Source organism: Treponema brennaborense DSM 12168 (assembly GCF_000212415.1).
Classification (GTDB): Bacteria; Spirochaetota; Spirochaetia; order Treponematales; family Treponemataceae; genus Treponema_F; species Treponema_F brennaborense.
The window spans coordinates 1545639-1567395 of sequence record NC_015500.1 but is presented as its reverse complement, the minus strand read 5'-3'; the positions used below and the strand labels follow the sequence as shown (position 1 = coordinate 1567395).

Here is a 21757-nt window from a genome sequence, read left to right as displayed (position 1 = left end):
CTCCTTGGTTAAAACGTTTTATAAAACAATACGTCTAAAAGACTCAAACCTGTACCTGCTGCCGTCGGTACCCAGCCGGTGCTTTCCTTGACGAACGCACTTTGCCATTGTGCGCCGCTTCCTTGTATGTATGCTTCGGCGTGTCGGGCGGCTGCAACGTCGCGCGCGGTCAGCGGTATCAGATGTACGCCCAGTTTTACGTCCGGTGAGCCCGATGCGCTCCAGCTGCGCGTTACCGTGTTCGAAACCTCCGCTGCCAACGACGATGCGGCGTTGGCAACTCTTGCAGTGCCGTCGGTTTTGTAATGGGAGGCGAGCGCGTACACGTCTACGTATCGGTCGCACGGGTATTGCGTGTACGAATACGATTCGGTGTCGTTAAATACCGTACGGAATACGGTTTGTCTGCTCGCGCTGTCCGTTATCGTTGCACTCAAAGCGAGTGCAAACTCGTCGAGTGCGTTTTTCAGTGTTCCGGCGTTCGCCGCTTTTATTTTCGATATCGTCGCTTTTTCCACTCCTCCGTATTGGGCGGCGAATTGGTCTATAATGCTGTCGGCAAAGGATTCCGCGCTTTTGTCCGTGGTAAAAAATCGGGTGAACAGTTTTTCATAGTCCCAGCCTGTGGACGGGGTGACTCCTTCCGAGCCGACGAACCAGGTAGTGCTGTCTTTCAGTTCGTATACGCATTCGATGAGGGCGCCGAAGCAGGTGTCGAATCCGATGAGGTCTATCTTCGTGCCGTCGAGGGCGCTTTTCAGCTGAGGTAAGCTCATGTAGCTGTTTGAATAGTCGTCTACGGCGACTGCTTTCATGGGGGACCTCCCTGCAGGATTCGCGTTGTCGCTTCTCCAGCCGGTTCCGTGACCCGCCGCAATCTGGCTTTCGCCGTCTTGCTTACCGAGTTTGGAATCCTCACTGCGTTCGCTTTCCAAACTCGCGCTTCTCCAGCCGGTGCCGTGGCCCCAAATGATGAGGGCGTATTGATCTGCGCTGTACGAGGCGGTTACGAACGAGAGCAGCGAGCGCAATGTGTTCGGGTCGGCCATGTCCAATTCCGTGTTCCGATCGGTGTATAAATCGAGCTGCGGGCAGGCGATTCTTTGAGATATGATAGTTCCGTTTATTCCGGCAGGGTCGCGTTTTATTTCGTATAATCGGGTGTCGCTCCAGTCTCCGTTCGTTCCGTCGTACCCGACGGCCCGATCGAGCAGCACCAGCACGGTGTGGCTGCTGCCGGTAAAATCGATTCCTTCCAATTCGTTCATATCCTGTATCGCCGCGCTTTCAAGGTCGTTATCCGCCGCCATGTAAATGACGGTCGTCCAGTTCCGTTTTATGAATCGGGCTGACAAATTCATGTTTTTGGTCATTTGAATCGTTATTTCCGCAGTATTTTTCAGTTCGGCCGGAACGTCGCCGTTCCATTCGTAAAATTGATATCCCGAATCCGGCTGCGCTTGCAAGGTAACGTATTCGTCGCTGTAATACGTCGTTTTCTTCGGAGTTGTCCGTATCGTTCCGCCGCTGTCTGCGGATGCTGAGAGCGTATACGTTATTTCAGTGGGAATTTTTTGGAATGAAGCGTATAATTGCATGTTTTGCGTAAACGTAATGAATATCCGAGGGTCCGCACTTTTCACGTCTCCGTCCCAGCCGGCAAACGTATAGCCGTCCAAAGGAATCGCTTCAAGGCTGCATTTTTCGTCCGGCAAAAAAACGGTTTTATCATTCGATCTGATAATTTTGCCGCCCGGGTCCTGGTTCAATGCAAGCGTATACGTTTTTTCCGCTTCAAACAGCGGTACGAGGGTAACGTTTTCTGTGATTTTCAGCACGAGCGGATTTTCGGTTGTTTCTTTATATCCTTTCCAGCCGGTGAATCGGGCGCCGGCTGCGGGTTTGGCGGTAAGCAAGACGGTTTCTCCGGCTGCGTATGTCTCTTTTTGCGGTTGGAGAACGACTGATCCGAGGGCGTGGGTGGTGATTCCGATTGTATACGTGAGCGGTACCGTTTGCGGGATTTCGACGATTTTTGAAATGGTATCGTTCGCACATGCCGAAAACGATACGAGAATCGCCAACGTAATAATTTTTTCCGTCACAGATTTCATATTTTTACTCTCCCTCGTATATGCCGAACGTATCCGTCCACGTGCTGCCGTCGGTATATTCTATCTTCGCTATGAAAAACTGATCGACGATGTACGGTTTTTCCGGTATGACGGTGATGTACGCGTCGAGCACGGCGCATAAATTTTTCAGTTCCTGAGGCGCAATCGGCCGTTCAAATCGGGAACGGATGCTGTTGGAGCCGATGAACGGATTTTTTCCGCCCGAGTCGGCGTATATCATGCAGTGTATTTCGATTGCCGAAACCGTTTTTGCCGACGCGTTGTAAAAGTCAAAGAAAACGCCGGCAAATCGGCATATTCCGTCCTGTGCGCCTATTTTGCAGACGGGTTTCGAGATAACGTACGGTGCGGATGCGTCCATTTTGCAGCCTGCGGCAATCAATATGATTAAAAATACCGGAACTCCGTATTTTACGTACGGTTTTACCATGAATCGCCTCCCGTCGTTTCGGCAATGCGTTCATATACCGATTCTTTTTCCCGATTACCGATGTTTTTCCAGCAGTCGGCAATAAGTCTATATACGGCCGGATCCGTGTCGCCGGATTGCTCGATAGTTTCCAATAAATTGACGCTTTCCCGAAAGCGGCGGTTACGGTAATGAATGATGGCCTGATAATACAGTGCGTCCGTATTCCCGGGGTCGGTTTGGAGCAGCGTCGCGATATGCCGTTCCGCATCCTGCGTTTTCAATTCCCTGATTTCGGTGTGAACGGCGTCGAGCAATTGGCCGATCGTCGCGATTCTGATATAGAGAATCTGGCGGGAATCGGTTATATCCACCGTGTCGGAAAACCGTTCGTATCCGGTTCCGCTTCCGGTGATCGCGTACGTTCCGCGCTTGATGTTTGAAAGTGCAAATCGGCCGCTTATATCGGAGAGCGCTTCCGCTCCGTTGTCCAATCGGATCAGATAATTGCCGACCGGTCTGTTGTCCCAATCGTATATCATTCCGTGCATATCCAGTTTGCTTTTGCGTCCGTTCGTCGTCGCGCAGCCGGTCAGCAATGTGATAAGTACGAATACCGTGCAGATACGTTTCATTTCAGTGCTCTCTCCTTTTTACGTTATTCCCGCAACCGTATGATTTTACCGTCTTCGGTACGATAATAGACCGTTACGTCTTTTCCGTTCCTGACCGTGCCGATTTTTGCCGCGTTGTCGGGAACCTCGTTTTGTGCTTTCGGCGTGATTTTTTCGGGTTTCCCGTTTCCGGACGGCGGCTCGTCGGCGGGAAAAATCGTACTCAAAACCGTTTCGTAAGGGGTAAAGTCCGTTACCGTATCGAGCGCCGGCATACATTCAAAATTCAGTGAAACGGTATCGGTTCCGCGGATTTTTGTCAGTTCAAGTTCGGTGATCAGCAGTTTTTTATCGGAAACGTACGGTTCGATTTCCGCAAGTGCGTTCAAAGTCGCATACGGGCATTGTGCGGTTACGCGCAATTTGTTTTCTTCGGATACGACCAGTTCGTGAACGATTTTCACTCTGTGTTTTTCGAGCTGGGCGTGTATTTCGTCAAGGAGCGCGTAGCGCGCGGACGCGTCGGTGTCCGTTCGGTACTCGAAATCGGACGGCTGGAATGAAAGCCGTACTTCCGCCGAAAATTCTGGTTTTGCGGCGGCGTAGGTTATTTCGGAAAATTCGGCGGCGGAAAAATAAACGCACTCGCCGAACCGCGCGTACAATTCGGCGGGGGTGCACCCCGATACTCGCAGCTGCAGCTGCGGAAACGGATACCGCGTGTATCGCACGGTCTCCGCCCTGCCTCCCGCCCGTAATACGGCGCCGCCGTATTCGTTGCACAGCATGAACACCGACGGCACTTCGATTGCGGCGTCCGGCGGGCTGTCGGGTACCGGATATGCGGCGGTAGCAGCGGCTTCGGGTTTTGCGGACAGAATAAAACACGGTACGGCGACGGCGCATAAAACGGCGGCTCCCAGTAACGCCGCCGGCACGTATCCGGTACGGCGCGTTCCCGTTTCGGTAAATCGAGCGGCGCAAAAATAATTTCCGCACGCTCCGTCTTCCGGCGTCGTATAGACCGTATGCGGGCGGCGGAGTCTGTATTCCGTGTATACGGTTCGATCCATGACGACCGCGCGGATCTTTTGAACGTTTTCCGTTCGGTAAATTCGGTAATCCCAGATATACGTTTCGGAAAAACCCGGGTGCAGCGCGGCAAGTTCCGCCGCGACGTATTGCAGTAACCGTTTTTTGGTTTTGATCCGTTCAGGATATTCGATATCGTACCATTCGGCTTCCCGTTCGTTCAGTTCGTACCGCTGTTTCATTTTTTCCGTACTCCCAAAACGCTGAACGGGATCGAGCGTACGGTTCCCGACGCGCATAAAATCAGCGAGGATTCGTTTTCCCCGTAAACGGTCGTTTCCATTTGTTCCAAAGAATCGAGGGTCAAAATCCGTTCCTGCCATTCAAGCAGGTTTCCGTTTGCAGCGACCGTTTCCCTGAACGTGTCAGCCGTAATACGCACGGTTGCGGTTGTCCGGCGGATATCGTATATTGCCGCGGCCGTATCACATACGGAGCGCGCGAGCGGCAGCGTGCCGGAGACGAAAAGAAACACGATGATGACGGCGGCGATCGTTTCAATCAGATTCATAGTGCGTAACGATCGACGTATTTGCCGATTCGAGCTGTGCAAAAACCGCTTGCTGCTCTTTTCGGGCTGCGTCGAGCGATTTCTCAAGATACACCGATGCACCGATGAGTACGAAGCTGATTACGAATAAAAGCCCCAACGTGAGCGCGTAAGCGCCGCCGTCATCGTTTCCAAGATATGATGTCCGCATCGATACCGTCTCCTCCTTCTTTGCCGTCTGCGCCGTATGAACGTATTTCGTACGGTAATCCGTTTTCGCCCGGTGCGATATATACGTATGGGGTTCCCCACGGATCGGTCGGGATTTCACTGTCCACGTACGGTCCCGACCAGTTGGCCGGAATCGGGCTGACGATCGGTTTTTTCCATAACGCTTCGAGTCCCTGCGCTTTTCCCGGATATTTTCCGCAGTCGATATAATACGACTGCAGCGCCATTTTAAATGTTTCGATTTGCGTTTTGCACGACGTTATCCGCGCCCGGTCTATGTATTTTACGGCGGAAATACCGACGGCCAGCGTCAGAATGGTAATAATGGCGAGCGTTACGAGCGTTTCGACGAACGTAAACCCTTCGTCGTTTTTCGAGTTCAGTTTCATCACATACCTCCGAATTCGGTCAGCAGCGGCAGTACGCTGTGTTCTATTAAAATCAGCAAGTAAATTCCGGCGATTACGATAATTGCCGGTTCCGTGAAGCGGAGCAAAACGGTGTGCCGCTGCGTTCTGCGTTTTTTATACCACGCGGTAATTTTTCCGAACGCTTCGATACTGTTTCCGCCCGCGCCTGCAGCCGTCAGCCAGACCAGTATTTCCGCGTCGAAAAACGTATCGGCTTCACACGCTTTTACCAGCGGAGTTCCGTTCGCCAGTCCGTCGATAACGTTCAGAAGCGCTTTTCTGCCTTTTTTCTCACGGATCATCCCCAGACAATGGCGCAATGCTTTTTCAAGGGTGATTCCGCTTCCGCACAGAAAATGGAGTACGTAAAAAATCCTGTACGGTACGTATTCTTTTTTTTCCAGATAATAATACAGAAACAGGCAAAGGCTTCCCGCTCCCAGAAGAAACCACAGTGAAAGGCGGATTCCGTCTTTCATATAAACAGCCGTTTCCGGCAGAACTCTGAACGATTTTTCAAGATACGGGATTCCGGCCGTTAACAGGAATACGGTTCCGATCAGCGCGCACAGCATGATAGCCGCCGGATACAGCAGCACGGTCAAAGTGTTTTTCCGTTCATCCGTATCCTGCTGTATTTCATCGCGGATAAAAACGAGTACGGGAAGGACTGTACCGGTCAGTTCTCCCGCCCGTATCAGCGGAACGTATACGGTGGTGAATCGATTCCGTTTGAGCGGGCCGGAGCAGACGGCGGCAAAAGACTGCGAAAACGGTTTTCCCTGTTTCATTTCCCGTATGATTCCGTCCGCATAGAAAGCGGTTCGTTTTTGCGTGTTCACGACGGCGAGCGCCGCCGGCAGTTCCAATCCGCTTTCAAGCAGCGATATCAATATATCAAGAAAGAGAAGTATCGACGTATTTGTTCGCATACGCATCCTCTATAATACCGTTTTTGATTTTTTCTTCGATATCGTCTTCAAGAAAAAGAAACTCCCGATCTTGAAGATACCTCGTAAGCGCGTTCCGGTCGCAGCCTGCGGCGATAATGTCCGCTGCGGCCTGATCGACGGCGAGTATTTCGGCGGCGACGGTTCTTCCCTTCCCGTTTTTTTTGAGCAACAGCCGCTGCGCGATAATTCCTTTCAGTACCGCGGCGATCAAATACGGCGCGATTCCCATATTGCAGAGACGCAGCGGCGTTTCCGCCGTCGTGTTCGTATGCAGCGTCGCGAAAACCAGATGGCCGGTGAGCGCCATTCTGACGGCGAGTTCGGCGGTCGATTCGTCGCGGATTTCACCTACCATGATAATGTCCGGATCGTGCCGCAGTATCCGTTTGAGCAGCACGTCGAAGGTGAGATCGGCGTTTTCATCGGTTTGAATCTGCAGGATACCGGGAATCCGGTATTCGACCGGATCTTCCACGCTGATAATTTTTATATCCGGCGTGTTTATTTCCGCGAGAAAGGCGGCGAGCGTCGTCGTCTTTCCGGAACCGGTTGGTCCCGTTACCAGAATGAGCCCGTACGGTGTTGAAAGCAGCTTCCGTATCAGAGCCGTATGCGGAACGGAAAATCCCAGTTCGTCCAAAACGAGCGGCCGCGCGCCCGTATCCAATAAGCGGAGAACGGCTGATTCACCGTATACGGAAGGCAGTATCGATATGCGCACGTCCAAATCGTGACCGTTACGGGTAAATTGCAGCCGGCCGTCCTGCGGCCGGCGTTTTTCAAGAACGTTTAAGTTGGCGAGCAGTTTAACCCGTGAAATAAGCGCGGCCGCTTTATCCGTATCCAATACCAACGCCGTCCGTAACCGTCCGTCCGTTCGGTAGCGGACGCGGGACAGCTGTTCCGCCGATTCTATGTGAATGTCGGAAGCCCTGCAGGCGACGCCTTCCAAAAAGATACTATTTAAAAGATTTACGATCGGTGAATCCGTCGCCATCGTCGTCAATATGTCGGTACCGCCTGCATCCGGCGTTACGCCGCCGGCAGTTTTGTCCGTATCGGATGAATCGAATCCGTATTCTCCGGCAAAGAATCTGCTCATTCGTACTTCAAAATCTTCCGCCGAAATTTTCCGAAACGCAATCGTTTTTTCCTGTCCGAAATACCGTTCGATACGTTTTCGGAGAACCGTATTTTCCGGATGTACCATTCCGATCGTCAGCGCGTGCTCTTCGTTTGCCAATATGATCACGCGGTTTCTGTTGCAGAAATCGGGAAGCAGATATTTATTCATCATACGGTACCGCCGTGTCCGTATTTAAAACGAGTTCTTCATAGGCTGCCCGTTTACGCGTGTCCGTTCCCCGGGAATCGGTTTGTGTTTCTTCAATATGGGGAACCAAATAGATGACCATTTCGTTTTTTTCTTCCGTTTCGTCTCTGCTTTTGAACAAATTGCCGAGAACGGGTATCCGGGAAATGAACGGAACGCCTTGTTCGACGAACGTTTTGTCGTTTTGCGTCAGACCGCTCAATACGACCGGTTCGCCGGATCGGGCTTTTACCTGCGTCGTAACGATTTTTTCGGACGTCGGAGGCGGATTTCCCGTTTTGGTAGAAACGTCTACGCCTCGCTTTGAAACGGAAGCGGTAACGTCCATCGTTACCATGCCGTCGCCGGATATCCAGCCGTCTATTTCGAGTACCAAACCGGATATGATTTCCCGCGTTATGCCGGTATACAGCGGCTTTCCGGTTTGCGGATCTATGTTTGAATCCCGATAACGGAACGTATTCGTATTTTTGAACGTTATTTTTTGACCGGAGACGCCGTACAGCGTCGTATCCGTAAAAACGTTCGCTTCGTTTTTACTTAAAGCCGCGTTTATTCTTGCAGCGAACAGGTAGCCGAAAACGGTTATTGCGTCGAAACTCAAATTAAGCAGATTTCCCAATTCTCCCGTTACGAGCGTTTTGTTTCCGGGGGAAAGCGGGCTCATCGAAGACGTAATGCCCCACGACAAATTTGAAGATTTCTGATACTGCAAAATCAGCAGGTCGTAGCGTATCGATTTTTTCGGTTTGTCCAAGACGGCCAATTCTTTGAGAAACGCCTCTTTCTTTTCCTGCGGTCCGGTGAAAAATATCGTGTCGCCGTTTCCGGCGTCCGTCAGATCTTCCCGGGAAACCGTCGGCGGCAGCGCTTTATACAAGTCTTCCGTTTTTATATATTTCAGAATGATCGGCTCGCTGCGTACCCGGTGGTCCAATTCCGCCAGATACGATTCCAACGCGGCTTTTTCTTCCGGAACGGCGAACGCAGCGAACGTATAGCCGCCTGTCTCCAGCAGTTCGATATCAGGAAATCTTGTCAGAATAAGCGGTTTCAGCTGAGCGATCGGCCGGTATTTTAAAGCGAACGTATACCACTGTTTATTTTTCAACTGGATGTTTTTCAGCGTGTCGTTTTGCTGTCCGGGAAGCAGATACCAAACGGTTTCGCTCAGAACGTATTTTCCGTTAATCTGTTCCAAAATCAATTGCAGCGCGTCTTCAAACGTTTTACCGGAAAATTGCAGTTTTTCTATTTTGAGTCCCGTCTGAATGAAATTCGAATATTCCTTTTCGGCTATGGTAAATAAATCGTGGAATATGTCGGAAACTACAGCGTTTTCCAGCGAAACGTCGTATACGATGCCGTTTTTCCGGACGATACATTCTTTTTTAGCAAATGAAACGGGGGGGGGGGTATTTTGCTGCCGCTTTATGTGAATACCGTTGGCACTTTGCTCAACGGTATATTCGGCGTAAGGTTTCAGAACGAGTTTGATTGCGTCGGCAACGGAAATATCCGGGATATGAATGGAAAATCTTTGAACCGGCAATATATCGTACGTAACGGTTTGATTGGTTTTATCGGCAATTTTACCGATAAGCTGCGACGGCGTAACGTCGTACGCGTCTACGCTGATCCCTCCGCCGTCCCGTTCCGTTATCAGTACTTTTGAAACGATCCACAGCGTCTCCGTTTTATGAACGTAGAGACGGTTCGATTCGAGAAACGCGTCGAAAATATCCGAAAAAGTGCCGGTCGCCGTTTTATTCAATAAAAAGGTACCGGTACCGGTTACCGTATCGTCCGTTATGATCGGCACCGGATTTCGGGCGGACAGAATATATACGATATCGGATATATTCTGATTGATGAATTCAAAGTTTTCACGATCAGCTTCCGCGTATAATGAAATACAGGCAAGCAAAAATAAAACGCCAACAATTTTTTTGTGCATACGACTCTCTTACCGAATTTTATGATAACCTGTCTTTGGCAAAAAATCAATAACTTTTTTTACGGCTTGCTTTTTTCGTACGGCTTTACATGATTTTGCGTATCGGGTATGATAGGTGCGATTTACGGCGGTCGCAACTACCCGCCTTACCAAAACAAGGAGTACTTATGAGATCTGATTTTCAGACGGAAGTCCGTACGGCGTCTTCCGTCCCTGCCGTGAACCGGCTGCTTCCCGTGTATACCGGGATATTCGTCGGCGTCCTTATCCTGTCGAATATTCTGGCATCTAAAATGGTGCAGCTGGGGCCGTTCGTATTCGACGGCGGTACGCTGCTTTTTCCGCTGTCGTATATTTTCGGAGACGTGCTGACTGAAGTATACGGTTACAAACAGTCGCGGAAAGTCATTTGGACGGGATTTGCGATGCTCGTCATTATGACCGTCAATATCTGGATTATCGGATTGTTACCGGCCGAAAGCAGCTGGACGCTGCAGGAAGCGTTCGCCGGCATTCTGATGCAGATGCCGCGCATTGCCGCGGCGAGTATCATCGGTTATTTTGCCGGTGAATATAGCAATTCCGTCGTATTGTCCGTCGTTAAGGTGAAAACCGGCGGAAAACACTTGTGGATGCGAACCATTTCGTCCACGTTGGTGGGTGAATTGCTCGACAGCGCGTTGTTCGTCGTTATCGCGTTCGCCGGTTTATATGAAGCGAACGTTCTGATAGTGATGGCGTTGTCGAATTATCTGTTCAAAACGGTGATCGAAATCGTATTTACGCCGGTAACGTACGCCGTCGTCGGTTTTACCAAAAAAATCGAACGGGCGGATGCGTTCGATTACGGCGAACGGTATAACCCGCTTCCGGGGAGCCGCTGATACTGATTACAGCGAATCAGAGGCGGTGCGCGCTTTCAGCCGGTTGGAATAAATGTTGACCGATACGTCCGGAAGCCAGCCGCCTTCAAACTGATACCAGACCGTTTGCTTTTTCGCTCCGGAAAACAGCTGCCTGCCCTGCACTTTCATGATATCGCCGCGTCTGCCGTGCGTAACGGTTTCAGCCTCGAACGACGGCTCGCTTCTGAACGAAGCGTACGGTTCGGTAATGACCGCCCATTCGGCGCCGTACGTAATATCGGGTACGGCTTCCAGATTGATGCTGCGGTCCTGCGGTTTCAAAAAACACGATTGTACGCACAGGCAAAGCGCCAGCGCGCCCCAGACGGCTGCGCGGTATGCGGTAAACGGTGCGCAGCGAACGGTGCGCGGCAAACGATGTGCGTTTTGTGCGGAACCTCCGCCGGTTTTCAGACAGCCGCCCCTCATTCTGCCGCTCCCTCAAAATACGCCCGTACGGCCGGATAAATCAGCATATCCGAATCGACGAAACGCAGGGACGGAATCGCAGCGAACGGCACCCATTTGATTTCCGTGTGTTCGGTAAGCTGCCATGCGGGGGGTTCCGCCGCGATATGTACGTGAAACGCGTGCAGTGTGATCGCCGTTCCGTTGTGCGTGAATTCGGCTTCGGCAATCAGTTCACCGACGCATACCGGCACCGAAAATTCTTCAGCGAATTCCCTGACGACTGCCTGTTCGAGCGTTTCTCCCGGTTCGACTTTGCCGCCGGGGAATTCCCAGCGGCCGCCCATTTGGCCTTCCCGTATCCGTTTGCCGATAAGCACCGTATCGTTTCGGACGACGATGCACGCGATGGAATCTTTGATCATCAGAGGAACAGTACTTTCGGAAAAATGAAATGAACCAATCCTGCCGCGATGCAGAATATACCGATAAACTTGCGGCCTTTAATGAAAACCGTTTCTACGAATTTTGCCGGAACGATTTCAACCGTTGCCGTCGCCATATAATACTCGAGCAGTATGCAGAATCCGCCGAGCAGTCCGGCCGCCGCGGGAATCAGATCGCCGACGACGGGCACGTCGTTCTGTACGACGGAAAGCAGTTTCATCAGTCCGACCAGAACGGTCAGTACGCCGAGCACCAGTCTGAAATTCTTACCGTCGAGAAACGTTGTCAGCGTGCGGGCCGTGCCGTCCTGCAGCGGCGGCGTGTCCTGCTGCTCCGTACTGTCTGCGGTAAACACAAGCAGCAGCCCGGTTACCATGTTGAGCAGTACTGACAAAAAATAAAACTGAAGCATATATCCTCCTCATCGGGTAACCGTCCGTTACCGTCGTGTCAATTTCCCGTTACGCCGGCGGTAAGCGTTACCGAACCGTCCGGAGTATTCAAAACAGCTTCAATATATACTATATCATAATCCGCTGCGGTTGTCCTCAGAAATTCTTCTTTTCCGCGGTAAAAACCCTCTGCGGCAGCCGTTGCAATCAGCTGTTTATCCGTATCGTACAGCCGGATATCGGCGTTAACCGGAACGAGACTGTTTTCACCCGTACGGGTTTCTTCAAGTTTGATACTGACGTATACGGTGTCTTCAAACGAAAACGCCGCGAGCGAAACCGGAATTCCTCCGACCGTTCCGTCCGCCGGATTTCCGCCTAAAAATTGCAGTGCGAACACGATGACGGTGAACGCGATAACGGTGAGGAACATAAAGCGGGACGTCCGCGTCTGCACGAGCGATTTGAACAGCCCTTTCGGCGGCTGGGGACCTTTGCCTTCGTAAAAATTGCGGACGCTTTCGTCGGCGTGTTTCAGCCGTTCGCCCGGTTTTCCGTAATGGAAAACGAGCGGCTCCTCGCCGTCTGCGTAACCGTCGACCGTACCGTTCCGATTGTCCATACTTACCCTTTCAAAATGGCGTCGACCAGCAGGTCCGTACGCCACCAGACGACGTCGGCCGCCCTGTTTTTAGCGAACAGGGCCGAAATGATTCCTTCGGGAGAGAACGCGAACGTATTGTACAGAATTTCCGAATGGTCGACGTCCAAATGACGCTTTAAGATTTTTTGACCGTTGCTCTGGATCATCTGTACCGTGTAACCGGTATCGTCGGCGATTATGAAAAACAGCCAGCCGCTTTCCGTAACGCCCAGAAAATCGTATGAAAGCGGGTATACCAGCCGCGTGAATCCGTCGGAAACGACCTCTTCGTAGGGAGGAATCGAAAGCGGTTCGCCGTACTCGCCGGTTTCCACGTCGAGCGGATACAGCAGCGTTCCCGTGTAGTCGATGCCCGACTGGACTTGGGACGCTTCGTCCACGGTGCTGGTATAGTAATCGATCTTGACGTACAGCGTCCGCCCGGTATACGCGGGAATGATTTTTTCAAGCGACACGAACATATCCATATCGGTTTGCGCCTTGAGCGGATTCGGCAGGGAATCGATTACGAACGGAATCGTATAAAGCAGATATCCGGCGTCGTTAAACCAGTAAACGGTGATGCCGTCGTTCGTTTGGCACACGACGATCAGTTCGTTGTTTTTCGTCGTGTACAGATTCTTTATGTACGGAAACGGCGTTCCTCCCGGTCCCTGCTGCCCGATGTAATCGACGAACGTACCTTCGCTCGAAAAACGGAGCACTATCTGGCTCAGCAGCAGCCGGTGCGCAACGTCCTGTTCCTGCCGTTCCGCGGGAAGTTTGTCCGCCGCGTAGACGTATTTTCTCGAATCGACGGTGATCGGACCGAGCGCGTTGAACGGATATTCGACCGCTTTGCGCGTCGCCGTCAGCACTGCTTCACCGTCGTCTCCCGCGGCGAACGACGGCGCCGGATTCGTATCCGCGTTGTAATATAAACCGATCAGATCTCCGTACGAGTTCAAATCCATGATTTTTTTCGATTCGGCGTTTGAAACGTAGAAAAAACCGTCCCGCATTTCAAATCGGGTATTGACGGGACCCGCGCCCGACAGCGTAAAAAGATTCAATTCATCTTCAAAATTACCGTATCCGATGGAAAACAACGTGTTTTTATCTACGGAAATGACGACTTTCGATTCCGAACAGGCACAAAAGAGCACGCCGATCAAGGCGGAAATCAGCATTTTACCGCAAATTGTTTTATTCATACCGACAGCATAAAGTGCTTGATTTCTCTTGTCAAGCGGGTAATTTAATAGTACATTATACGTATGCTTGATTCAATAATGACATTTTTCTTCGGTTCAAAACGTGACCGTGATGTAAAACAGTTGTTGCCTGTCGTTGCCAAAATTAACGAAAAAGAAGCGTGGGTTTCGGCTCTTAGCGCAGAAGATTTTCCCGCACAGACACGGATACTGAAAGACCGGCTCGCAAACGGCGAGACTGTTGACGATATTTTGCCCGAAGCGTTCGCACTGGCGCGCGAAGCGGCAAAACGGGTTCTCGGCGAGCGTGCGTACGACGTGCAGCTCATGGGTTCCATCGTTTTGAATTCGGGACGCATCGTTGAAATGAAAACCGGTGAAGGCAAAACGCTGATGTCGGTTGCAGCCGCGTATTTGAACAGTCTGACCGGAAAAGGCGTGCACGTCGTTACGGTTAACGACTATCTTGCCGAACGCGACGCCGACTGGATGCGTCCGGTGTACGATTATCTGGGCGTTACCGTGGGCGTCATCATCGCCGGCATGGATAACGACGCGCGCAAGCGCGCTTACGCGTGCGACATCACGTACGGAACGAACAACGAATTGGGCTTCGATTATCTGCGCGACAACATGCAGATCGATATTTCTCAGAAAGTGCAGCGCGGGTTTTCGTTCTGTATCGTAGACGAAATAGACTCTATCCTTATAGACGAAGCGCGGACGCCGCTTATCATTTCCGGCGCGGGCGAAGACGATACGTTTAAGTTTCACGAAGTGGACAAATACGTCGATCAGCTTACGGAAGCCGAAAAGGATCCGGCTACCGGCGATTATCCTGACGAGTCGCAGGGCGAAACGATTACCGGCGACTACAAACTTGACGAAAAATCGCGCCGCGTCTCGTTTACCGACGAAGGCATGAACCGGATTGAACAGATTCTGCAAAAACACAATCTGATTACCGGCAGTTTGTTCGACGAAGAAAACTTTGAATACATTCATTATTTTACCCAAGCCGTGCGCGCGCACAAACTGTATAAAAACGATGTCGATTACGTGGTAAAAGACGGTCAGGTGCAGATTGTCGATGAGTTTACCGGCCGTATTCTTGAAGGCCGCCGCTACGGCGACGGGCTGCATCAGGCGATTGAAGCGAAAGAGCATATCAAAATCGCGCAGCGCAACCGTACGCTCGCCACGATTACGTTCCAGAATTTTTTCCGCATGTACGACAAACTGTCCGGTATGACCGGTACGGCCGAAACCGAAGCGGTAGAATTCGATAAAATTTACGGACTGGAAGTCGTCGTCATTCCGACGAATAAACCGGTTGCGCGCATCGACGAAGACGACGAAGTCTATCTGAACGAACCGGACAAATGGGAAGCGCTGAGCCGGGAAATCGCCGAATGTCATAAAAAAGGACAACCGATTCTGGTTGGTACCGTTTCGATTGAAAAATCGGAACATCTGTCTTCCCTGCTTACCAGAAAAGGGATTCGGCACGAAGTCCTGAACGCGAAAAACCACGCCCGTGAAGCGCTCATTATTGCCGAAGCGGGCGCAAAGGGCGCCGTTACGATCGCGACGAATATGGCCGGTCGCGGTACCGATATCAAGCTCGGCGGCAACCCCGAATTCCGCGCACGCAAGCGTGCGGGAACTTCTGCAACGTCCGAACAGTTTGAAGCGGCTTATAAAGCCGAAAAGGAAAAGTGGCTTTCCGAGTATGAAGAAGTCAAAAATTTGGGCGGTCTGTACGTTATCGGTACGGAACGCCACGAAAGCCGCCGTATAGACAATCAGCTGCGCGGCCGTTCCGGACGTCAAGGCGATCCGGGACGCAGTAAATTCTACATTTCGATGGACGACGATCTTATGCGGCTGTTCGGCGGCGAACGGATGAAAAACATCATGTCGCGCATCGGCATGGAACCGGGAGAACCGATTTTTCATCCGTGGCTGAACAAGGGTATCGAAAAGGCGCAGACGAAGGTCGAAGAGCGCAACTTCGAGATCCGTAAACATCTGCTCGAATACGACGACGTACTCAACGAACAGCGTAATTTCATTTACGACCAGCGCGACGCGATTCTGGTAGACGAAAATCTACCGGCGCGCGTTATGGACGCGGCGGATGAGATGCTTGACAACTATATAGAAGAATATCGGGCGGAAAACAGAAAGAAAAATGAAACGGCGCTCGCCTCTTTCGTTGAAAAACTGAAACAGTCGTTCGGTTTGCAGCTGACGGCGGAAGATATTCAATCCCATTCGGGTACTGAAAAAGAATACGCGCTGTCGTTGCTGCAGAACGATCTGACGGAAAAGGAAGTGCTTGCAGGCAAAGAAAACCTGAACATGTTTATCCGGTATCAGTACGTGCAGCTTATCGACAAAAAATGGCTCGATCATTTGGAGCAGCTTGAAAGTCTGCGCGAAGCCGTATATCTGCGTTCCTACGGATCGAAAAATCCGCTGACCGAATACAAAATCGATGGGTTCAATATCTTCTACGATATGATCGATTCCATCCGTCATGAAATTGCGTCCCGAATTTTCCGGGTAAAAGTACAGCAGAACGCGCCGGCTGCCCGTCGCAGCCCGCAAATACGCCAGATGAACGCACAGCACAACGCCGTGGAATCTTTCGACGGCAACGCAGCACGGCAGGCGGCGAACGCGTCGCCTATGGCGCAGCGCCGGCAGGGAGACAGCGTAACGGTTGTCCGTTCAGTGCCCAAAGTGGGCCGCAACGACCCGTGCCCCTGCGGCTCCGGCAAGAAATATAAGCAGTGTTGCGGGCGATAGCCACGCAACACTGCGATATAGTAACGCGAAGCGTTGACTTTGCGGGCGATAGCCGCGCAACACTGCGATATAGTAACGCGAAGCGTTGACTTTGCGGGCGATAGCCGCGCAACAATACGAACTTTCGGAGGGCTGTCCGGCAATATCCGCCGATAGACAGCCTTTCCGTTTTTACAGGAAGGGCGAATGAGTGAAAATACCCCGCTTGCAGTCTTTCAGGACTGGCTTGAATCTTATCTGAACTTTGAGCGGCTTCCGCAAAAAAATATTTTTTGGCTCGACACGATGCAGTTTCTGTGCCGCAGGTTTAATCATCCTGAAAATTCCTGCCGCTCGGTTCACGTCGCCGGCTCCAAGGGCAAAGGCTCCGTGTCGGTTATGATCAATTCGATTCTGCGGGCTGCGGGATTCAAATGCGGTTTGTACACGTCTCCGCATATCGTCGATTTTTCGGAACGGATAGGAACCGGCGCACAGCCGCTGAGCGACGCCGTATACGAAGCCGCGGTAAAAGAAGTGATGTATTCCGTTGACTCGATAATACCCGACACACTGCCCGGAAACAGACCCATCACTTGGTTTGAATTGGTAACGCTTTTTGCGTTCGTCTGTTTCAGACGGGAGCACGCGGATTGGGGTGTTTTTGAAACCGGATTGGGCGGGCGTCTCGATGCAACGAACGTGCTCGATCCGGATGTGTGTGTCATTACGCCGATAGAGCTGGAACATACGGAGTTTTTGGGAAATACGGTCGAACTGATTGCGGCGGAAAAAGCCGGTATCATAAAACCGGGCGTGCCGGTTTGCATAGCGCCGCAAACTCCGGGTGTCAGAGCCGTTTTCGAGCAAAAAGCGGCCGAAGCCGGTGCCGCCGTGATGTTTCTTGACGACATACTGACTGACTGCACGCATGAATTCGTTTCCGGCGGAATGAACGTCCGGTTTGATGCGCCGCTTTTTTCACGTCCGATCAGAACGACGTTACGGTTGTCGGGTTCGTTTCAGGCAATCAACGCGGCGCTTGCGGCGGCGGCGGTTAAAACGGTGTATCCTGATATGGACGAGTCGCTGATAGAGTACGGCTTGTCGCAAGCCGTACTGCCGGGACGCTTCGAGGTGACCGGAAACCCGGCGTATCCGGTTATTCTCGACGGCGCACACACGGTTCGCAGTATTATGTTCACACTTGAAACGTTCGGCGCGCTCGGTTTGTTCGGCGGAACGCCGCCGCAGCTGCTGTTTGCGTGTGCGGCGGATAAGGACGTCGCGTCCCTAGCGCCGCTGTTCCGCGGTTTTGAGCATATCACGCTCACCCGCCCCGGCGACCATAAACAGTCGGATCCCGACCGTTTGTGCAAGGCATTTTCCGCCGCCGGTCTTTCGTACGAGTTCATTCCCGATTACGCCGAAGCGATTCGTACCGCCCGCTCCCGCGCCGAGGAATGCCGTGCGCCGCTATTGATCACCGGCTCGTTTTACCTGCTTGCCGAAGTCAAGAAAGCGGCGCCGCTCCGGTAAATCCGACGCGGACGACGGTTCCCGTCGGAATGAACCGATGAACCGAGCTGCACGGTACGTCGGCAATCAGCCGATCGGGCAATGCGGCGGCCGTTTGCGTACCGGCAGTGTCTTGCATACCGGTGCCCGTTTGCGCACTGTCGGCCGTTTGCGTACCGATGCCGCCGCCGCCCGGCAGCGGCTTGTGTATCGGCAGCGGACGCAGTTTATATCTGACCGTAGCGCCGAAGTAATACGAGCCGGTTACGACGGCTTGCACCGTTTCCGGCAGCGTCGGTATAGACCCGTTTTCTTCCCCATTATCGCCGTCTTCCGATACCGTAAGGGAAATCTGTTCCGGTCTGACAACGCAGACTGTTCCCCGTGAGTCGGTGATGAAATTCGCTTCGCCGATAAAATCGGCCGTAAAACGCGTCGCCGGTTTCGTATAAATGTCGGCGGGACTTCCCTGCTGCTCCAGTTTTCCGTGATTCATAACGGCGATCGAATCCGACAGCGCGAGCGCTTCCGTCTGATCGTGCGTTACGTATATGGTGGTGATGCCGAGCTGCTGCTGCAGATCTTTCAGTTCGTCGCGGACTCGGTTACGCAGCTTGGCGTCCAGATTGCTCAACGGTTCGTCCAGCAGTAATATGCGCGGTTTCAAGACGATTACCCGTCCGACGGCGACGCGCTGCTGCTGACCGCCGCTCAGTTCGTGCGGATATCTGTCCAATTCGTTCGTGAGAGCGAGCGTTCGCGCCGTTTCCGCAATCCGCCGTTCCCGCTCGTCTTTCCGTATTTTGCGCACTTTTAAGCCGTATGCCAGATTCGCTCTTACGGTCATATGGGGAAAAAGCGCGTAATCCTGAAATACCATGCCGACTGCCCGTTTTTCGGGCGGAATACCGGATTGATCCTGTCCGCATATTTTTACGGAACCGGAATCGGGTTCCAAAAAGCCTGCGATCATCCGCAGCAGCGTCGTTTTGCCGCAGCCGGACGGTCCGAGCAGCGTCGTGAAGCTTCCGTGCGCTGCGGAAATCGATACGTTTTCCACCGCCGCCACGCTGCCGTAACGCTTGGTAACTGCACTTATTTCAACGTCCGCAGCATCTTCTTTTAAAATCATAACCGCTCCGTATCGAAAAATGAGAAAGAAAAACGACTCGGCGTTTTTCTTTTGCCGGCAAGCACCGCGGAAGCGATTGCGAGCGTACCGAACGCGGCGACTGTCAGTATCAAGGCGAGCGCCGCCGCTTCTCCCCAATCGCCCTGATCGGCCAGATTCAAAATCGTAACCGACGTCAGCGGCGTTTTGAATGAAACGAGAAAAATAACCGTGCTGAGCGTACCCGTCGCCTGAACGAAGCAGAATACGAACGCGGCGCAGAATCCCCGGAATGAAAGCGGAAACAGGATATCGGTAAAAACGCCGATGCGGGAAGCACCCAAAGACCGCGCGCCGTCGTCGAGGGTGCGGCGTATTTGGGCGAACGTCGACGTCATAATACGATACCCGATCGGTACGTACGATACGATCAGGGCGACGACGATAATCGTCCGCGTTCCCGTCAGCTTGATCGGCCCGTTGAACGCCAGAACGAACGCCAAGCCGACGAGCGAACCGGGAATCGCCGCCGGGAGCATAACGGCCGTGTCGAGCAGTTTGCCGAACGGCAGGTGCGTTCGTGATACGATAAACGCGCTCACCGACGACAATACCGCGGTACACCCCGCGGCGACTGCTGCAAAACGGAGACTGTTCCACAATTCCCGCTTGAAGCGGATTGCGTTCGCCAGATGTTCCGTGGTAAAAGAAGCGTCAACTCCCCATATGTGGGAAAACGCGCCCATGATAATCGCCGCAAAATGAGCGAGCGTCAGCAGTGCGATGCACGAACAGAATACCGTCAGCGCCGCCCGTACCGGTTTCGGCGGGAGCGGCGGCTGAACGGCCCCGCTTCTGCTGCCGATCGTCGCAATCTGATCCCGTTTTTTTGCGAGCAGTACGCGCTGCACGGTAAACAGGAGCAGCGCCGGTATCAGCAGCAGAATACCGAGTACCGCACTCGTTCCCGTGTTTGCCCAGCCTGAAAGCTGTGCGTACACTTCGACGGCCAGAATGCGGAATCTGCCTCCGATCAGCAGGGGATTTCCGAAATCGCTTAAAACGGAAATCGATATGAACAGTGCTGCGGATACCAGACCCGGCAGGCACAGCGGCAGCGTTACGGTTCTGAAAACGCGGAACGGTCCCGCTCCGATTCCGCGCGCGGCTTGTTCCAATGAGGCGTGAATTCCTTCAAGCGTTCCTTTCAGTATCACGTACGCTACCGGAAAAAAACACAACGTCTGCGCGATCAGCAGTCCCGGCAAGCCGTATAACGAAACGTCCTGCCGCAGTACGGTCTGCGTAATGAAGCCCTGCCTGCCGAACAGGAGAATAAACGCAAGACCGCTTACGAACGGCGGCGTCATCAGATGCAGCAGCGGAATGAACGAAAAGAAACGTTTGAACGGCACGGCTCCCCGCGTTACCGCGTACGCGTATATGAATCCGGTAACCGTCGCGCAGTCGGTCGACAGCACCGTGCACAACAGTGTGTTGACGGCCGCACCGTACCAGCGCGGCGAGGAACAGACGGTTTTCCAGCTGGCGCCGTCCGCGGCGAACGCAATAGTCGCCAGCGGATAGACGATAAAAATCAGACAGAAGCCGGCGACCGCCGTCCAGAGCAGAAAGAGCCGCAGCTGACCGGAACCCGGCCGATACGTTCGCATCATTTTACCGTTTTCTGCCAGCGGTCGAGTACTTGATCCCTTTGCCTGCCCGCGAGTTCCGCATCGTAGGGAAGCAAATCGACATCGTCTATGGAAACGGCGCCCGGTACGCTGGCGACTGCGGGATTCACCGGCGTCGTATACGAAAGGGATGCGAACAGCGTCTGCGCTTCTTCGGACAGCAAAAAATCTATGAACGCGCGGGCGTTCGCTTCATTCGGTCCGTTTTTTATTACGGATACCGCGTCGACTTCTCCGGCTGATTGGGGCGGCGCGATAATCTGCACCGGGAATCCCTGCGCCTTATATTTTGCGAGCGCGTGAACGTACGCGATGCCGATAGCGTATTCACCCGTTCCGACCAATTTGGGCGGCGCGCCGCCGCTCGACGGAAATTGTCCGACCAGCGGCGACAGTTTGAGCAGATATTCCCAGCCGGCATCGTAACCGAGCCGCTGCAGCTGATTCTGAACGAACAGGTACGCCGTGGACGACGACGCCGGATCGGTCATGACTATTTCGTCCTTAAAATCGGGATCCGTCAGGTCGTCCCATACGGCGGGCAGCTTCTTGCCCGGAAATTTCTTTTCAAACCGATCCGTATTGATTCCGATACCGAGTGTCAGCACGCAGAACCCGTTCCACACTCCGGCGGGATCTTTCGTGTACGCCGGAAACGAAGCGGATACCGGCGACCGGTACGGAGAGAGCGCACCTTTTTCCGCCGCCGCGATATGCAGGGACGACGGTCCGCCGAGCAACACATCCGCCTGCGGCGATTTCCGTTCGGCTATGACCCTGTTTACCAGTTCTCCCGTAGCCGCACGCAGATACGTTACTCGTATTCCGGTGCGTTCCGTAAATAATTCGGTGAGGAGCCGGGTTTCTTCATCGTTTATAACCGAATAAACGAACAGTTCTCCTCCGGTACGGCTTTTTCCCGCGTCGCCTTTTCCCGCCGCAAAGACGGCGGCAGCGAATATGCAACTTAGCAAGACTGAAATTATACGTTTCATGGCAACCTCTTGC

Annotated in this window: 21 protein-coding genes; 3 read left to right on the top strand and 18 right to left on the bottom strand. The window is 52.8% G+C overall.

Features of this window, described 5'->3' with window-relative positions; all coding sequences use genetic code 11:
• Positions 1-8: 8 nt before the first annotated feature.
• The 10 genes from TREBR_RS06790 to TREBR_RS13635 are packed head-to-tail and all read right to left on the bottom strand — an operon-like array spanning position 9 to position 9624.
• Positions 9-2114, bottom strand: coding sequence for a clostripain-related cysteine peptidase (locus tag TREBR_RS06790; protein WP_013758458.1), 2106 nt, complete (start codon positions 2112-2114; stop codon positions 9-11).
• 4 nt (positions 2115-2118) lie between these two features.
• Positions 2119-2565 carry a hypothetical protein gene (locus tag TREBR_RS06785; protein ID WP_013758457.1) on the bottom strand — a complete coding sequence of 149 codons (447 nt, stop codon included), beginning with the start codon at positions 2563-2565 and terminating at the stop codon, positions 2119-2121.
• On the bottom strand, positions 2559-3179 hold the full coding sequence (locus TREBR_RS06780; RefSeq protein WP_013758456.1) for a tetratricopeptide repeat protein: 621 nt from the start codon (positions 3177-3179) through the stop codon (positions 2559-2561). Before TREBR_RS06780 ends, TREBR_RS06785 begins: the two co-directional genes overlap by 7 nt.
• 23 nt (positions 3180-3202) lie before the next feature.
• Positions 3203-4432: a hypothetical protein gene (locus TREBR_RS06775; protein ID WP_013758455.1), complete on the bottom strand. Its 1230-nt coding sequence runs from the start codon at positions 4430-4432 to the stop codon at positions 3203-3205.
• The gene (locus TREBR_RS06770; protein WP_013758454.1) at positions 4429-4761 is read right to left on the bottom strand and encodes a hypothetical protein; all 333 of its coding nucleotides are present in this window, start codon (positions 4759-4761) and stop codon (positions 4429-4431) included. The genes TREBR_RS06775 and TREBR_RS06770 overlap by 4 nt, the downstream gene beginning before the upstream one ends.
• Complete coding sequence (locus TREBR_RS06765) at positions 4748-4951, bottom strand: hypothetical protein (RefSeq protein WP_013758453.1); 204 nt, start codon at positions 4949-4951, stop codon at positions 4748-4750. Before TREBR_RS06765 ends, TREBR_RS06770 begins: the two co-directional genes overlap by 14 nt.
• Positions 4923-5360, bottom strand: a complete 438-nt coding sequence (gene gspG, locus TREBR_RS06760; protein ID WP_013758452.1) for a type II secretion system major pseudopilin GspG — start codon at positions 5358-5360, stop codon at positions 4923-4925. The genes TREBR_RS06765 and gspG overlap by 29 nt, the downstream gene beginning before the upstream one ends.
• Positions 5360-6313, bottom strand: coding sequence for a type II secretion system F family protein (locus TREBR_RS06755; protein WP_013758451.1), 954 nt, complete (start codon positions 6311-6313; stop codon positions 5360-5362). The genes gspG and TREBR_RS06755 overlap by 1 nt, the downstream gene beginning before the upstream one ends.
• Positions 6279-7631, bottom strand: coding sequence for a GspE/PulE family protein (locus TREBR_RS06750; RefSeq protein ID WP_013758450.1), 1353 nt, complete (start codon positions 7629-7631; stop codon positions 6279-6281). The genes TREBR_RS06755 and TREBR_RS06750 overlap by 35 nt, the downstream gene beginning before the upstream one ends.
• On the bottom strand, positions 7621-9624 hold the full coding sequence (locus TREBR_RS13635; protein ID WP_013758449.1) for a type II secretion system protein GspD: 2004 nt from the start codon (positions 9622-9624) through the stop codon (positions 7621-7623). The genes TREBR_RS06750 and TREBR_RS13635 overlap by 11 nt, the downstream gene beginning before the upstream one ends.
• 167 nt (positions 9625-9791) lie before the next feature.
• Between TREBR_RS13635 and TREBR_RS06740 the strand changes: the two genes are divergently transcribed.
• Entirely contained in the window at positions 9792-10508 is a 717-nt protein-coding gene (locus TREBR_RS06740; RefSeq protein ID WP_013758448.1) for a queuosine precursor transporter, read from the top strand.
• Between the two features lie 6 nt (positions 10509-10514).
• Here TREBR_RS06740 and TREBR_RS06735 read toward each other — a convergent pair whose 3' ends face one another.
• From TREBR_RS06735 to TREBR_RS06715, 5 genes are read right to left on the bottom strand one after another with little or no spacing between them, the layout of a single operon-like run.
• Positions 10515-10958, bottom strand: coding sequence for a hypothetical protein (locus TREBR_RS06735; protein ID WP_013758447.1), 444 nt, complete (start codon positions 10956-10958; stop codon positions 10515-10517).
• Complete coding sequence (locus tag TREBR_RS06730) at positions 10955-11362, bottom strand: (deoxy)nucleoside triphosphate pyrophosphohydrolase (RefSeq protein WP_013758446.1); 408 nt, start codon at positions 11360-11362, stop codon at positions 10955-10957. Before TREBR_RS06730 ends, TREBR_RS06735 begins: the two co-directional genes overlap by 4 nt.
• Positions 11362-11796: a hypothetical protein gene (locus TREBR_RS06725; protein WP_013758445.1), complete on the bottom strand. Its 435-nt coding sequence runs from the start codon at positions 11794-11796 to the stop codon at positions 11362-11364. The genes TREBR_RS06730 and TREBR_RS06725 overlap by 1 nt, the downstream gene beginning before the upstream one ends.
• 38 nt (positions 11797-11834) lie before the next feature.
• Positions 11835-12398: a hypothetical protein gene (locus TREBR_RS06720; protein WP_013758444.1), complete on the bottom strand. Its 564-nt coding sequence runs from the start codon at positions 12396-12398 to the stop codon at positions 11835-11837.
• Positions 12399-12400: 2 nt separating this feature from the next.
• On the bottom strand, positions 12401-13633 hold the full coding sequence (locus tag TREBR_RS06715) for an LIC_12708 family protein (RefSeq protein ID WP_041610363.1): 1233 nt from the start codon (positions 13631-13633) through the stop codon (positions 12401-12403).
• Positions 13634-13696: 63 nt separating this feature from the next.
• Here TREBR_RS06715 and secA point away from each other — a divergent pair, with 63 nt between their 5' ends.
• Together secA and TREBR_RS06705 are read left to right on the top strand one after the other, a co-directional pair.
• Positions 13697-16447, top strand: coding sequence for a preprotein translocase subunit SecA (gene secA / locus TREBR_RS06710; RefSeq protein WP_013758442.1), 2751 nt, complete (start codon positions 13697-13699; stop codon positions 16445-16447).
• Positions 16448-16633: 186 nt separating this feature from the next.
• Positions 16634-17965, top strand: coding sequence for a bifunctional folylpolyglutamate synthase/dihydrofolate synthase (locus TREBR_RS06705; protein ID WP_013758441.1), 1332 nt, complete (start codon positions 16634-16636; stop codon positions 17963-17965).
• On the opposite strand, the gene TREBR_RS13630 is transcribed toward TREBR_RS06705, so the two are convergent.
• Genes TREBR_RS13630 through TREBR_RS06690 form a run of 3 tightly spaced genes read right to left on the bottom strand, consistent with a single transcriptional unit; the run spans position 17940 to position 21744 of the window.
• A complete protein-coding gene (locus TREBR_RS13630; protein WP_013758440.1) occupies positions 17940-19076 on the bottom strand; it encodes an ABC transporter ATP-binding protein in 1137 nt (378 codons plus the stop codon). The two genes, TREBR_RS06705 and TREBR_RS13630, sit on opposite strands and share 26 nt — an antisense overlap.
• Positions 19073-20731, bottom strand: coding sequence for an ABC transporter permease (locus TREBR_RS06695; RefSeq protein ID WP_013758439.1), 1659 nt, complete (start codon positions 20729-20731; stop codon positions 19073-19075). The genes TREBR_RS13630 and TREBR_RS06695 overlap by 4 nt, the downstream gene beginning before the upstream one ends.
• Positions 20728-21744 carry an ABC transporter substrate-binding protein gene (locus TREBR_RS06690; RefSeq protein ID WP_013758438.1) on the bottom strand — a complete coding sequence of 339 codons (1017 nt, stop codon included), beginning with the start codon at positions 21742-21744 and terminating at the stop codon, positions 20728-20730. Before TREBR_RS06690 ends, TREBR_RS06695 begins: the two co-directional genes overlap by 4 nt.
• Positions 21745-21757 lie beyond the last annotated feature (13 nt).